This window comes from Mesorhizobium sp. C372A (assembly GCF_030323245.1).
GTDB lineage: Bacteria > Pseudomonadota > Alphaproteobacteria > Rhizobiales > Rhizobiaceae > Mesorhizobium.
Genome location: NZ_CP100475.1, coordinates 6396021 through 6409051, shown reverse-complemented (window position 1 = coordinate 6409051; position 13031 = coordinate 6396021). Strand labels below are relative to the sequence as shown.

The following is a 13031-nucleotide window of genomic DNA, read 5'->3' as shown; positions in this document are numbered from 1 at the left end:
GCCGCTGCTCAAGGCGCGACGCTAATACGCATATTCCATGAACACCGGCTCGATCGAGCCGCCCCAGCGCGTGTGGTAGGCCGACAGCATTTCCTCGGCACTGGTGGTACCGCGCGCCACGACTTCGTCCAGCGTGTTGAGGAACGAGGTCTCGTCATAGCCGTCGCGGTTCTTCCTGCCGCGATTTTTCAGCCCAAGGCGCGAAATCGTCATTACATCGCGGCCGATCTCACGCAGCGTCGTGTTGCGGAACGGCGCGGAAATGCCTTGTTCCGGCACCGCATTGCGCATCGCCAGCGTTTCTTCATAGGTCCAGCTCGAAGTCAGCGCCTCGGCGGCGTCGAGCGCGGCCTCGTCATAGAGCAGCCCGACCCAGAAGGCCGGCAGCGCGCAGATGCGGCGCCACGGCCCGCCATCGGCGCCGCGCATTTCGAGGAAGCGCTTCAGCCTGACGTCAGGGAACAGGGTCGACAGATGGTTCGCCCAGTCGCCCATGGTGGGCAGTCCGTCCGGTACTTCATTGCGGGCAACGCCGGCCATGAACTGGCGGAAGGTGATGTGCGTCATGTCGTGATAGTGGCCGTCGCGGATGACGAAATACATCGGCACGTCGAGCGCCCATTCGACATAGTCGGCAAAGCCGAACTCGGGCGAGAAGCAGAATTCGAGCAGGCCCGAGCGCTGGTTGTCGGTGTCGCGCCAGATGTCGCCGCGCCAGCTCTGCAGTCCGTTCGGCCGGCTGTCGGTGAAGGGCGAGTTGGCAAACAGCGCCGTCGACAGTGGCTGCAGCTTCAGCGACACCTGCATCTTGCGGCGCATGTCGGCTTCGCTTTCGAAGTCGAGGTTCACCTGGATGGTGCAGGTGCGATACATCATGTCGAGACCCTTGGTGCCGACCTTGGGCATGTAGCGGGTCATGATTTCGTAGCGCGATTTCGGCATTTTCGGCGTCTCGGCCAGCGACCATTTCGGGCTGCCGCCGAGGCCGAGAAAGCGGATGCCCATCGGCTCGGCGATCTCGCGTACCTGCGCCAGATGCGCATTGCCCTCGCGACAGGTCTGGTGGATCGTTTCCAGCGGCGCGCCCGACAGCTCGAACTGGCCGCCCGGCTCGAGCGAGATCGCGCCCTGGCCGGTCGGCTCGACCAGGCCGATGATGCGGCCGTCATCGATGATCGGGTCCCAGCCGAGCTTTTGCTGCATGCCTTCGAGGATGGCGCGGATGCCGCGCTCGCCGCCATAAGGCACCGGCGCGTTGCCGTCGACATAGAAGGGGAACTTCTCGTGCTCGGTCCCGATGCGCCACTTGTCGCGCGGCTTGTTGCCTTCGGCCAGATGCTCGACCAGTTCGTCGATGTCTTCGATTGGCCGGAAATCGGTTGTGTCGCGCGCCATGGGGCCCCCTCTGCGGCTCTCGGAGCCCGCCGGCGCTAAATGGACGAAATGTCAGCAGCCGATCAAGCGAAAAATCCTGAGCCACAGGTCACAGGAATTGATCTTTACGCTTCTTACCAGTCTCCGACCGTCGCCTGCATCACCGCAAGCGCCGCTACAGCTGCTGTGTCAGCGCGCAGGATGCGCGGTCCGAGCGGGATGGCAGTGACGAAGGGGAGCGCCCGCAGCATCTTGCGTTCGTCGTCGGAAAAGCCGCCTTCCGGTCCGACCAGCAGCGCCAGCTTCTTCTCCGGCACCGCCTGCAATGCCGGCAGCGGGTTGTTGGTCGAGGCGTCCTCGTCGCAGAAGATCAGTCGCCGCTCCTTGTCCCAGCCGGAGAGCAGACGCTCGAATTTCTCGGCTTCTCGCACTTCCGGCACCGCCAGTATGCCGCATTGCTCGGCCGCCTCGACGACATTGGCGCGCAGCCGGTCGATGGAGGGTTTTGCCAATTGCGTGTGCTGGGTGATCACCGGCTGCAGGATGCCGGCGCCCATCTCCACCGCCTTCTGCACGAGATAGTCGAGCCGCCCCTGCTTCAGCGGCGCGAAGCAATAAACTAGATCGGGCAAAGGCGGTTGCGGCCGCTGTTGGCTGAGCACTCTCAGCCGCACCGCCTTCTTCGACTTCGAAGCGATCGCCGCCGACCACTCGCCGTCGCGGCCGTTGAAGACCAGAATCTCGGCGCCTTCGCCGAGCCGCAGCACATGCATGAGGTAATGGCTCTGCTGCTGGCCGGCATCGAATTCGATGCCTGCCGCGAGGTCGTCCGGCACGAACAGCCGCTGCATCTTGTAATTGGCGCGCATCGCCGAGGAATGGGCGAGGCGGTGCCTGGCGTCAAGTCTCGGCGGAACGATGCCACACCGGTTCAAAACCGTGCCGCAGCACCGAAACGGTCGTGGCCGGTGTGAGCAGGCGCAGCGACCGGCCGGCAAGGCTGTCGAAGGCCGCCGCATCGCCATAGCCTGCGAACGACCAGGGCAGCGCGTTGCCGCCGCGCAGCGCATAGGCCGAGCCGCCATCCGCGATCATCGCTCCGTCCGGCAATTCGGCAAGCTCTCCCATGGTGACATCAGGTGGCTTGCCGCCGGAAGCCAGCCGCTCCTTGTGCAGCCGCTTGTCCACCATTGGCGCGCGCGGTTCGTTTACACCGAAGACTTTGCCGAAACGCCCGACAAAATCCGTGGCTCGCTCACGCCGGCAATAGAAACAGGGACGGTGCCCGGCGGCCAGCGCCGTCACCTCGTCGAGGAAGAACAACTCGGTCCAGCCGGCCCTGCCGCCCGGCCGATTCCTGCCCATCGGCTCGCGCCGCACATTGCGGAATTGGCGGACGCAGATGATCCAGGCCGGCAAGGCCCAACGCTTTTTCAGCAGCGTCTTGGTCTCAGGATCGTGGATGATGCCGCGATTGCCGGTGAACAGGCCGCGCTCGGATATGGCATGGATGGCGCCGAACGGATCGACCCGGTTCTGCAGTGGCATAGCTCTCTCCCGAATACGCATCTTGGCTGCAATGCTGGCGACATGATATCGCTCGTCGCGTCATTTCATGTCAGCAGGGTTTTGCGATGCGGGTGCTGGTGGTCCAGAACTACGACAACACCGGCCTTGGCCAGGTTGGTGCCGCGCTCGCCGAAGCCGGCGCCGATCTCGACCTGCGCCGGCCCTACAAGGGCGATGCGCTGCCGGACGACGCGACCGGACACGATGCCATGGTGATGCTGGGCGGCGGCCAGAATGCGCTGGCCGACGATGACTACCCGTATTTCCCGGTGCTGCTCGAACTGACCCGCGATTTCGCCGCCAAGGATCGCTCGGTTCTCGGTATCTGCCTGGGCAGCCAGTTGGTTGCCCGCTCTTTCGGCGGTGAGAACCAGATCGGCGGCGCCTCGGAATTCGGCTGGCACAAGGTATCGCTGACGCCGGACGCCAGAACCGATCCGGTGCTTGGCGCACTTCCCCAGGATTTCCCCATCTTCGAATGGCACGACGACACTTTCGCGCTGCCGTCAAATGCGGTGCGGCTTGCCGGCAGCGAAATTGCCGAGAACCAGGCGTTCCGTATCGGCCGCGCCGTCTACGGCTTCCAGTTCCATTTCGAGGCCGACCAGCCGATGGTGAGGGACTGGAGCACATCCTTCGCGCCGCTGATTGCCGATCGCCATCCCGACTGGCAGGATCGCCTCGACAGCGAAATGGCACGCAACGGCCCCGAGGCCGACGCCGCGGGCTTGGCCATTGCCCGCGCCTGGGTGGCGACGATCTGAGACTGGCCGCGCGCAGTCAGCAATTCCAGGAAAAGTGTGAAGCGGTTTTCCGTCCGGAATTGCGTCAGATAAAAAGATAGAGCGGTTCGCCGTAGCGGCGAACCGCTCTATCCGTTGCATAATTGGCACGCGGCGGGGAATCTGCCGGGGACAACTTCTTTCGTCCTTGGTTTGTGGCCGAACGCTATCCTACAAGGCGCGCGCTATGCAACGGCAATGCAACCGCGATGAACCTTCTGTGTGATCCGCGCGACACACCGCCGATACAGAATCGACCTACAAACGCGAAATCGTCGAAACTTTGAGACGAATTCTCGGTTTCAACCCATTGGTAACCGCCTCGTGCCCAGATGCAGGAAGCTCAACTAGAGATGACGTCCGTGAAAGCAGCGCTTCTGTCCTTTGTCATGCTGTCTGCCATCGTTTTGTGCGGTCTCGGCATTTATTCCGCCGATGCAGCCAACAACCATCAGGCCGTCGACGGCTACGGCGTCACCGCCGCGCTTCGCTAAAACGCTTTTCCCTGCACAGTCAGGATACGCTTGTCCGCGCCGTCCACGGCGAGCGCGCTGAGCATGCCTGACTGCCAGGCGAGTGTGTCGACATTGACGCGGTTCGGCATCACCTCCGCCTGCGGCACCGGTGTGTGGCCGTGCACGATCACCTTCGGGTAAAGCCCTGGATGGTTGTGGAAGACGTCGCGGATCCAGACCAGATCCTGCGGGCTCTGGCTCGCCAGCGGCACGTCAGGCCTGACGCCGGCATGGCATAAGAAGAAATCACCTGATATCAGTGACAATTGCAGCGACCGCAGGAAGTCGACATGGGCTTGCGGTACAGCATTGACCAGTGCCTGGTGTCCCCGCCGTAACGCCTCGGCCTTGCCGAACCAGCTTGCGTGTCCCGCTAAGTCGACACCATAGGATTGTGCCGTCTGCACGCCGCCATAACGGATGAACAGCCCTTCCGGGTCAGGCTCGTCGAGAAAGTCGAGGAAGCCGATATCGTGGTTGCCGGCGAGCATCAGATGCCGCGGATCGCGTTTCTGTGCCTCGATCAGGAAGTCTATGACGCCCTTGGACTCTGGTCCGCGGTCGACATAGTCGCCGAGGTGGATGACGCGCCAATCGCTGGTCGGCTTGTATTCGAGTTCGCTCTCGATGCGGCGATGCATGGCGGCGAGCAGATCGAGCCGGCCATGCACGTCGCCGATCGCATAGAGGCGCATGCCATCGGGTGCGCGCGCGTCGAGGTAGTGGATGCCGGTCTCGGTCAAGGCGGCTTCGTCTCCGTGATCCAGCGAGGCTAGGGTCTAATCGGTGAACAAGACCCTAGCGCCGCAACTGGTCCTTGCCCATGTCGGTCACCAGCCGCTTGCCGCACAGTGCCAGCGTGATGTCCATCTCCTTGCGGATGATGTCCAGCGCCAGGGTCACGCCTTGCTTGCCCATGGCGCCCAATCCGTACAGGAACGGGCGGCCGATATAGGTGCCCTTGGCGCCGAGGCAAAGCGCCTTCAGCACGTCCTGGCCCGAGCGGATGCCGCCGTCCATATGCACCTCGATCCTGTCGCCGACGGCATCGGCGATCTCTTCCAGCGCCATGATTGACGACGATGCGCCGTCGAGCTGGCGCCCGCCATGGTTGGAAACGATGATGGCGTCGGCGCCGGTCTCGACCGCCATCAGCGCGTCCTCCTTGTCGAGAATGCCTTTCAGGATCAGCTTGCCGCCCCAACGTTCCTTGATCCAGGCGACATCCTTCCACGACAGATGCGGGTCGAACTGCTCCGTCGTCCACGATGCCAGCGAAGCGACGTCGCCGACGCCCTTGGCATGGCCGACAATGTTGCGGAAGGTGCGGCGCTTGGTGCCGGCAATGCCCATCAGCCAGCGTGGCCGCATGGCGATGTTGGCAATGTTGGCCAGCGTCATCTTGGGCGGCGCCGACAGCCCGTTGCGGACATCCTTGTGGCGCTGCCCCAAGATCTGCAGGTCGAGCGTCAACACCAGCGCCGAGCATTTTGCAGCCTTCGCCCTGTCGATCAGGTCGAGCACGAAATCCTTGTCGCGAAGCACGTAGAGCTGGAACCAGAACGGCTTCTTGGTCACCGACGCGACATCCTCGATCGAGCAGATGCTCATCGTCGACAGCGTGAACGGCACGCCGAATTCCTCTGCCGCCTGCGCGGCCAGCATCTCGCCATCGGCATGCTGCATGCCGGTCATTCCAGTTGGGGCAAGCGCCACCGGCATCGCCACTTTCTCGCCGATCATGGTCGATTCCAGCGAGCGGTTGCTCATGTCGACCAGTACGCGCTGACGGAATTTTATCTTCTGGAAGTCCTCTTCGTTGGCGCGGTAGGTGCTTTCGGTCCAGGCGCCGGAATCGGCATAGTCGAAGAACATCTTCGGCACCCGCCGGCGCGCCAGGTCCTTGAGATCGGCAATGGTGAGGATGTCGCTCATGGTGGTTCCTCGTTAGCCAGTCGTCTTGAAGCCGTCGTCGGCGTCGGAGCGCTGCTTAAGCCTGAGCCGCGACACGCGCTGCCAGTCGCCGCTGCGTTCGGCCTCGAGCATCGAGCGCTCGACATAGGAGATATGGTCCATCGCCGCCTGGCGGGCAGCTGAGGGATCGCCGGCCTTCACGGCTTTGTAGATCGCGCCGTGCTGGGCCAGCAGCGCCTCGCGCGCTCCGGGCACGCTGAACACCAGAAGCCGGTTCTGGAACACGCCTTCAGACAGCAGCCGGTAGCAGGAGCGCAGCGTGTGCAAGAGGATGATGTTGTGCGCGCATTCGCACACAGCATGGTGGAACTCGACGTCGATTTCCGCCTCGTCGTCGAAATCGCCGGTGCGGTGCGCCTCGTCCATGCGCGCCATGATGCGGTCGAGCAGCGCAATGTCGTCCGCTGTCGCGCGCCGCGCCGCATATTCGGCCGCAACACCTTCGATCTCGCGGCGGTATTCCAGATAGTCGGTCACCGCCTTGCGGTGCATCGAGATAAGGTCGGTCACCGGCTTGGTGAACAACTGGCCGATGACGTCGGCGACATGGGTGCCGCCGCCGGCCTTGGTGATCAGCAGCCCGCGCCCTTCCAGCGCCTTCAGCGCATCGCGCAGGATCGGCCGCGACACGTCGAACTGGCGCGCCAGCTCGCGCTCGCCCGGCAGCCGGTCGCCGGTGCGCAGCACGCCTTCAAGGATCAGGCTTTCGATCTGCTGCACCACCTCGTCGGCGGTGCGCGAATGCTCGATCCTGGAGAAAATATCGCTCAACGGGGGCCTGGGAAATTGAACCGGCGTCGCGCAAGATAAAGCCAGCGTCGCCAACTGGTCAAATTATTTATCCAATTTGCCCAATCGGGTCGGTCTGCGCGTCGCGCCGGCAGGACCTACGATGCTAGACTTTGGTGTTTACGCGCCTCATGGATTGCCTTTAGAGGACGCCATCACACGAAGGGTCGAGAACAGGGGGACCACCGTGTCGGACGAGACGTCCAACCTCGAATTCCAGCCGCGCGCCCAGGGCAGCGTGATGGGCTTTCCCGCGCATGAGGGACGGCCTGGCGCGCTTGGCGAGGTCCATGCCCGGCCGCATCCGCTGATCGAGAAGCCGCGCGTGCTTGTGCAACTCGCCTTCATGACCGAGGGCGGCTCCGGCGTCGACATGGCCGTGCTCTCCGAACTGTCGCGGCGCCTCGGCATCGCGGCGCCCGACCGTCATGCCCGCCACCACGCCATGAAGTGGGGCAAGGGCACGCTGCGCTGGGAGCGGCATACGGAATTTTCGACCTATCTGTGGGAAGGGCCGCTGGCCGAAAGCAGCAGGGCGCAGGAGGATTCTCCTTTCGGCAACGGCTTCTCGCCGCCGGGAACGGTGATCTCAGGTATAAGGCTGGAGATCCGCAAATGGACGCCGGTAAGCGAGAAGCTGATTGCGGCCTTCGACCCGACGAGCCTCTGCTATTCGCTGGTCGAGCGCGGCAATGCGGCCATAGTCACCGATTTCCGCCAGGACGGCGACGGCCTGACCCGCATCCTGGTGCTTGATCGCGGCCTGACGCCGGCGCGGACCGGCGCGCTGTCGCAGCGGCTGATCGACGTCGAGACGTATCGCACGCTTGCCATGCTCGGCCTGCCGCTGGCGCTGACCCTGTCGGGCCGCGCCCGCCGCATCGAGGACCGGCTGGCGCAGACCACGCTGGAAATGAAGGTCGCTGAAACCCGCGACAGCCAGACGCTGCTCGCCGACCTGACCGAGCTTGCCGCTGAACTCGAGGCTGATGCCGCCTCCAGCCTCTATCGCTTCGGCGCCAGCCGCGCCTATGACGGCATCGTTGTCGAGCGGCTGGAAGCGCTGGACGAAGAAGCCGTGCCCGGCTACGACACTTGGGGCGGCTTCCTGCAGCGGCGGGTGGCACCCGCCATGCGCACCTGCCGTTCGGTCGAGGAGCGCCAGGCCAACCTGTCGCGAAAACTGACCCGCGCCACCACGCTGCTGCGCACGTGGGTCGATGTCGAGGTCGAGAAGCAGAACCGCGATCTGCTGGCGTCGATGAACAACCGCGCCCGGCTGCAACTGCGGTTGCAGCAGACGGTGGAAGGCCTGTCGGTGGCAGCAGTGTCCTACTATGTCGTCGGCCTGATCTCCTATCTCGCCAAGGGCGCATCGATCTTCGGCCATGCCATTGCGCCCGAAGTCGTCACCGCCGCCTCGGTGCCGGTCGCCATCGTGCTGGTCTGGTGGGGGGTGCGGCGAGTGAGGCGGATGCACTCCGAGCCGGCGAAACATCCGGGGGAGTAGGAGCGCACTTTACCCTCCCCCTTGTGGGGAGGGTCGATCCGCATAGCGGATCGGGGTGGGGGTGCTCGTAAAGAGCTTTCGTCGCGCGGACCCCCACCCCGCTCACTGCGTTCGCGACCCTCCCCACAAGGGGGAGGGTGAATAGCGGCAGATTGCCGCTGCGGAAGGCTGGCAGTACGCTCTTTGCCCGACGCGGTGTTTGCAACATCCGAATGTAACTGGTAAAAGATTTTTACCAGCCAAGTGGAGGACGCCGCCGATGTCCGGCCTTGTCATGCCCAAGCCAGACGACGCCACGATGCGAAGGCGGGCGGAGATCGTCGCCGATATGCGCATCATCGTGCCGGGCGAGGGCGTCGTCGACGCCACCAACGAAATGCGCGCCTTCGAAAGCGACGGTCTCACCGCCTACCGGCAATTGCCGCTGGTCGTGGTGCTGCCGGAAACGGTGGCGCAGGTGTCGCGGGTGCTGAAATACTGCAACGACCGCAACATCCGTGTCGTGCCGCGCGGCTCCGGAACCTCGTTGTCGGGCGGCGCGCTGCCGCTCGAGGATGCCGTGCTGCTGGTCATGAGCCGCTTCAACCGCATCCTTGCCATCGACTATCCCGACCGCATCGTCGTCGCTCAGCCAGGCGTTACCAATCTTGGCATCACCATTGCCGTCGAGCAGGAGGGCTTTTACTACGCCCCTGACCCATCCTCCCAGATCGCGTGCTCGATCGGCGGCAATGTCGCGGAAAATTCCGGCGGCGTGCACTGCCTGAAATACGGCCTGACCGCCAACAATGTGCTCGGCATCGAGATGGTGCTGATGAACGGCGAGGTGGTGCGCCTGGGCGGCAATCATCTGGACTCGGAAGGCTATGATCTCCTCGGCGTCATGACGGGGTCCGAAGGCCTGCTCGGCGTCGTCACCGAGGTCACCGTGCGCATCCTGAAAAAGCCGGAGACGGCCCGCGCTCTGCTGATCGGCTTTCCGACCAGCGAGCAGGGCGGCCAATGCGTCGCCGACATCATCGGCGCCGGCATTATCCCTGGCGGCATGGAGATGATGGACCGGCCGGCGATCCATGCCGCGGAAGATTTCGTCCATGCCGGCTACCCCCTTGATGTCGAGGCGCTGCTGATCGTCGAACTCGACGGGCCGGGCGTCGAGGTCGATCACCTGATCGGTCTCGTCGAAGCGATCGCCTATAGGAACGGCTCCACCACCTGTCGCATCTCGCAATCCGAACAGGAGCGGCTGAGTTTCTGGGCCGGCCGCAAGGCGGCCTTCCCGGCGGTCGGCCGCATCTCGCCCGACTATTACTGCATGGATGGCACCATCCCGCGCAAGGAATTGCCGCGTGTGCTCGCCGGCATGCGCGAACTGTCGGAGAAATACGGCCTTGGCGTCGCCAATGTCTTCCACGCCGGCGACGGCAATCTGCATCCGCTGATCCTCTACGACGCCAACGTGCCGGGCGAACTCGACAAGGCGGAAAGTTTTGGCGCCGACATCTTGCGGCTCTGCGTCAAGGTCGGCGGCGTCTTGACCGGCGAGCACGGCGTCGGCGTCGAGAAGCGCGACTTGATGCCTGAAATGTTCGACCAGATCGACCTCGATCAGCAAATGCGCGTCAAATGCGCCTTCGACCCCAATCATTTGCTCAACCCCGGCAAGGTGTTTCCACAACTGCGCCGCTGCGCGGAGCTTGGGCGCATGCACGTGCATCGCGGCCAGCTGGCGTTTCCGGACATTCCGAGGTTTTGATGGGGGCGGAATGTCTCACGTCGGCGATCCTTCGCGCCCCCCTCTGTCCTGCCGGACATCTCCCCCACAAGGGGGGAGATCACCAGTCATCTCTGCCTTCGCCAATCTTCGACGTTGCTAGAGAAGCGCGGTCGCCAAAGCTGCTAATCTCCCCCCAAGTGGGGGAGATGTCCGGCAGGACAGAGGGGGGCGCGAAGGAACTCGACCCATCTTCGCCATGACGACCTTCACCCCCACCACATCGGCCGAGATCCTCTCCACCGTCCAATGGGCGGCGGCGGAAGAGTCACCTTTGGAAATCATCGGCCACGGCTCCAAGCGCGGCATCGGCCGGCCACAGCAGAGCGAACACACGCTCGATCTTTCGAAGCTCACCGGCGTCACGCTCTACGAGCCGGCCGAGTTGGTACTGTCGGCCAAGGCCGGCACGCCGCTTTCCGAGATCGAAAACCTGCTCGCCGAAAGCGGCCAGCAACTCGCCTTCGAACCGATGGATTACGGTCCTTTACTCGGCGGCGAGCCCGGCAAGGGCACGATCGGCAGCGTGCTCGCCGCGAACCTGTCCGGCCCGCGCCGGCTGAAGGCGGGGGGTGCACGAGACCATATTCTGGGAATCAATGCGGTTGCCGGACGCGGCGAGGCCTTCAAGTCCGGCGGCCGCGTCGTCAAGAATGTCACCGGCTACGATCTGTCGAAGCTGATGGCCAACAGCTGGGGCACGCTGGCCGTGTTCACCGATGTCACCTTCAAGGTGCTGCCGGCGGCCGAGACCGAGGTGACGCTTGCCATGCGCGGCCTACTCGACGATGCCGCCTCTGCCGCCATGGCGCTGGCGCTCGGCTCCAGCGCCGAAGTGTCGAGCGCGGCCCATCTGCCCGAACGCATCGCCGCGCGCGTTGCCGGGGGCAGTCTAGGCACTGACGCTGCAACGCTGCTGCGCGTCGAAGGGTTTGGCCCATCGGTCGCCTATCGCATCGAGGCACTGAAGACCCTGCTGAAAAATGCCGGCCCGCTGCAGGAGATCGCAGGCGAGACATCGCATACCCTCTGGCGTGACATAAGGGACTGCACGCCATTCGCCGACCGTAGCGAAAAGCCGGTCTGGCGCGTCTCCATGGCGCCGTCTCAGGCCCATCAGATGGTGCTGACGCTGCGCATGCAGATCGGTGTCAGCGCCTTCTACGACTGGCAGGGCGGGCTGGTCTGGCTGCGCATGGAGCAGGGCGATCCCGAGGCCGCCCTGCTGCGCGGGCTGATCAGAAAGCATCGCGGCGGCCACGCGACGCTGGTGCGCGCCACCCCTTCGTATCGCGCCGCCGTTCCGGTGTTCGAGCCGCAGGCGCCGCATCTGGCCGCACTGTCGGCGCGCATGAAGGCCGAGTTCGATCCTAAGACCATCCTGAACCCAGGCCGCATGGCCCAAGGCTAAGATAATGCAAACCAACTTCTCCCTTGCCCAGCTTGCTGATCCGCATGTCGCGGAATCGGAGAAGATCCTGCGCAAATGCGTGCATTGCGGCTTCTGCACCGCCACTTGCCCGACCTATGTGACATTGGGCAACGAGCTGGATTCGCCACGCGGGCGGATCTATCTCATCAAGGACATGCTGGAGAACGGCCGCCCGGCCGACAAGGAGATCGTCACCCATATCGACCGCTGCCTGTCCTGCCTCGCCTGCATGACGACCTGCCCGTCGGGCGTCAATTACATGCACTTGGTCGACCATGCCCGCGCCCATATCGAGGAAACTTACAAGCGGCCGCTGCTCGACCGGCTCACCCGCGCCATGCTGGCCTTCGTGCTGCCCTATCCCGCGCGCTTTCGCGCCGCGCTGAAATTGGCGAGACTCGGCAAGCCATTCATTCGTCTGTTCGAAAAGGTGTCGGCCCTGAAGCCGCTCAGCGCGATGCTGAAGCTGGCACCGGCCTCGATCCCGACGGTCTCGCCAATGGCCTCTTCCGGCATTCATGCCGGGCAGGGGACGAAGAGAGGCCGCGTCGCCATCCTCACCGGCTGCGCCCAATCGGTACTCGACCCCGCCATCAACGAGACGACGATTGCATTGCTGACCAGGCTTGGCGTCGAGGTCGTGGTGCCGCAGGGCGAAGCCTGCTGTGGCGCGGTTGTCCATCATATGGGCCGCGAGGCAGCAGCCCTTGCCTCGGCCCGGCAGAATGTCGATGCGTGGACGCGTGCCATCGACCAGGGCGGGCTCGATGCCATCGTCATCACCGCGTCCGGCTGCGGCACAACGATCAAGGACTACGGCTTCATGCTGCGCCTCGATCCGGCCTATGCCGACAAGGCCGCGCGGGTCTCGGCGCTGGCCAGGGACATTACCGAATATCTCGCAAGCCTCGACCTGCCCGAGTCGGTGCGCAAACCCGGCACCGTCGTCGCCTATCACTCCGCCTGCTCGATGCAGCACGGTCAGAAGATCATCCGCCAGCCGAAGGAATTGCTGTCCAAGGCGGGCTTCGTCGTGCGCGAACCGCGCGAGGGGCATCTGTGCTGCGGCTCCGCCGGCACCTACAACATCCTGCAGCCGGAGATTTCCGCAAGGTTGCGTGACCGCAAGGTGAAGAACATCGAGGCGACCGACGCCGAAATCGTCGCCACCGGCAACATCGGCTGCATCACCCAGATCGCTTCCGCCGCGAAGCTGCCGGTGGTGCACACGATCAAGCTGCTCGACTGGGCCTATGGTGGTCCGAAGCCGGAGGGCGTCTCCGAAGGAAACCTGGTCGCCGCCGAGTAAGCA

12 protein-coding genes are annotated in these 13031 nt (G+C 64.1%); 6 read left to right on the top strand and 6 right to left on the bottom strand.

The genetic code is table 11. From position 1 onward, the window contains the following. Positions 1-21: 21 nt before the first annotated feature. From NLY42_RS30920 to NLY42_RS30910, 3 genes are all read right to left on the bottom strand, one after another. Positions 22-1395, bottom strand: coding sequence for a glutamate--cysteine ligase (locus NLY42_RS30920; protein ID WP_023681841.1), 1374 nt, complete (start codon positions 1393-1395; stop codon positions 22-24). A gap of 113 nt (positions 1396-1508) precedes the next feature. After that, entirely contained in the window at positions 1509-2243 is a 735-nt protein-coding gene (locus NLY42_RS30915) for a 16S rRNA (uracil(1498)-N(3))-methyltransferase (protein WP_023681840.1), read from the bottom strand. A gap of 31 nt (positions 2244-2274) precedes the next feature. After that, positions 2275-2922 (bottom strand): hypothetical protein, encoded by a 648-nt coding sequence (locus NLY42_RS30910; protein ID WP_023681839.1) that lies wholly within the window; start codon positions 2920-2922, stop codon positions 2275-2277. 86 nt (positions 2923-3008) lie between these two features. Here NLY42_RS30910 and NLY42_RS30905 point away from each other — a divergent pair, with 86 nt between their 5' ends. Both NLY42_RS30905 and NLY42_RS30900 read left to right on the top strand, forming a co-directional pair. Beyond that, positions 3009-3707, top strand: coding sequence for a type 1 glutamine amidotransferase (locus NLY42_RS30905; RefSeq protein ID WP_023681838.1), 699 nt, complete (start codon positions 3009-3011; stop codon positions 3705-3707). A 371-nt stretch (positions 3708-4078) separates the two neighbouring features. Further along, positions 4079-4219, top strand: coding sequence for a hypothetical protein (locus NLY42_RS30900; RefSeq protein WP_006206855.1), 141 nt, complete (start codon positions 4079-4081; stop codon positions 4217-4219). Here NLY42_RS30900 and NLY42_RS30895 read toward each other — a convergent pair. From NLY42_RS30895 to NLY42_RS30885, 3 genes are read right to left on the bottom strand one after another with little or no spacing between them, the layout of a single operon-like run. Further along, the gene (locus tag NLY42_RS30895) at positions 4216-4983 is read right to left on the bottom strand and encodes a metallophosphoesterase family protein (protein ID WP_023681837.1); all 768 of its coding nucleotides are present in this window, start codon (positions 4981-4983) and stop codon (positions 4216-4218) included. The genes NLY42_RS30900 and NLY42_RS30895 overlap by 4 nt on opposite strands. Before the next feature lie 55 nt (positions 4984-5038). Beyond that, entirely contained in the window at positions 5039-6175 is a 1137-nt protein-coding gene (locus NLY42_RS30890) for an alpha-hydroxy acid oxidase (protein ID WP_023681836.1), read from the bottom strand. 12 nt (positions 6176-6187) lie between these two features. Next, positions 6188-6985 (bottom strand): FCD domain-containing protein, encoded by a 798-nt coding sequence (locus NLY42_RS30885; protein ID WP_023695102.1) that lies wholly within the window; start codon positions 6983-6985, stop codon positions 6188-6190. A gap of 205 nt (positions 6986-7190) precedes the next feature. Between NLY42_RS30885 and NLY42_RS30880 the strand changes: the two genes are divergently transcribed. From NLY42_RS30880 to glcF, 4 genes are all read left to right on the top strand, one after another. Then, positions 7191-8513, top strand: coding sequence for a DUF3422 family protein (locus NLY42_RS30880; RefSeq protein ID WP_023756342.1), 1323 nt, complete (start codon positions 7191-7193; stop codon positions 8511-8513). Positions 8514-8772: 259 nt separating this feature from the next. Then, positions 8773-10269: an FAD-linked oxidase C-terminal domain-containing protein gene (locus NLY42_RS30875; RefSeq protein ID WP_286488946.1), complete on the top strand. Its 1497-nt coding sequence runs from the start codon at positions 8773-8775 to the stop codon at positions 10267-10269. 217 nt (positions 10270-10486) lie between these two features. Continuing rightward, positions 10487-11698 (top strand): FAD-binding protein, encoded by a 1212-nt coding sequence (locus NLY42_RS30870; RefSeq protein ID WP_023704472.1) that lies wholly within the window; start codon positions 10487-10489, stop codon positions 11696-11698. Between the two features lie 4 nt (positions 11699-11702). Beyond that, entirely contained in the window at positions 11703-13028 is a 1326-nt protein-coding gene (gene glcF, locus NLY42_RS30865) for a glycolate oxidase subunit GlcF (RefSeq protein WP_023753914.1), read from the top strand. Positions 13029-13031: the final 3 nt, after the last annotated feature.

Coding starts and splice junctions, on each gene's coding strand:
- NLY42_RS30900 (WP_006206855.1), top strand. CDS start 4,079: ATGACGTCCGTGAAAGCAGCGCTTCTGTCCTTTGTCATGCTGTCTGCC.
- NLY42_RS30920 (WP_023681841.1), bottom strand. CDS start 1,395: ATGGCGCGCGACACAACCGATTTCCGGCCAATCGAAGACATCGACGAA.
- glcF (WP_023753914.1), top strand. CDS start 11,703: ATGCAAACCAACTTCTCCCTTGCCCAGCTTGCTGATCCGCATGTCGCG.
- NLY42_RS30875 (WP_286488946.1), top strand. CDS start 8,773: ATGTCCGGCCTTGTCATGCCCAAGCCAGACGACGCCACGATGCGAAGG.
- NLY42_RS30890 (WP_023681836.1), bottom strand. CDS start 6,175: ATGAGCGACATCCTCACCATTGCCGATCTCAAGGACCTGGCGCGCCGG.
- NLY42_RS30910 (WP_023681839.1), bottom strand. CDS start 2,922: ATGCCACTGCAGAACCGGGTCGATCCGTTCGGCGCCATCCATGCCATA.
- NLY42_RS30915 (WP_023681840.1), bottom strand. CDS start 2,243: ATGCGCGCCAATTACAAGATGCAGCGGCTGTTCGTGCCGGACGACCTC.
- NLY42_RS30905 (WP_023681838.1), top strand. CDS start 3,009: ATGCGGGTGCTGGTGGTCCAGAACTACGACAACACCGGCCTTGGCCAG.
- NLY42_RS30870 (WP_023704472.1), top strand. CDS start 10,487: ATGACGACCTTCACCCCCACCACATCGGCCGAGATCCTCTCCACCGTC.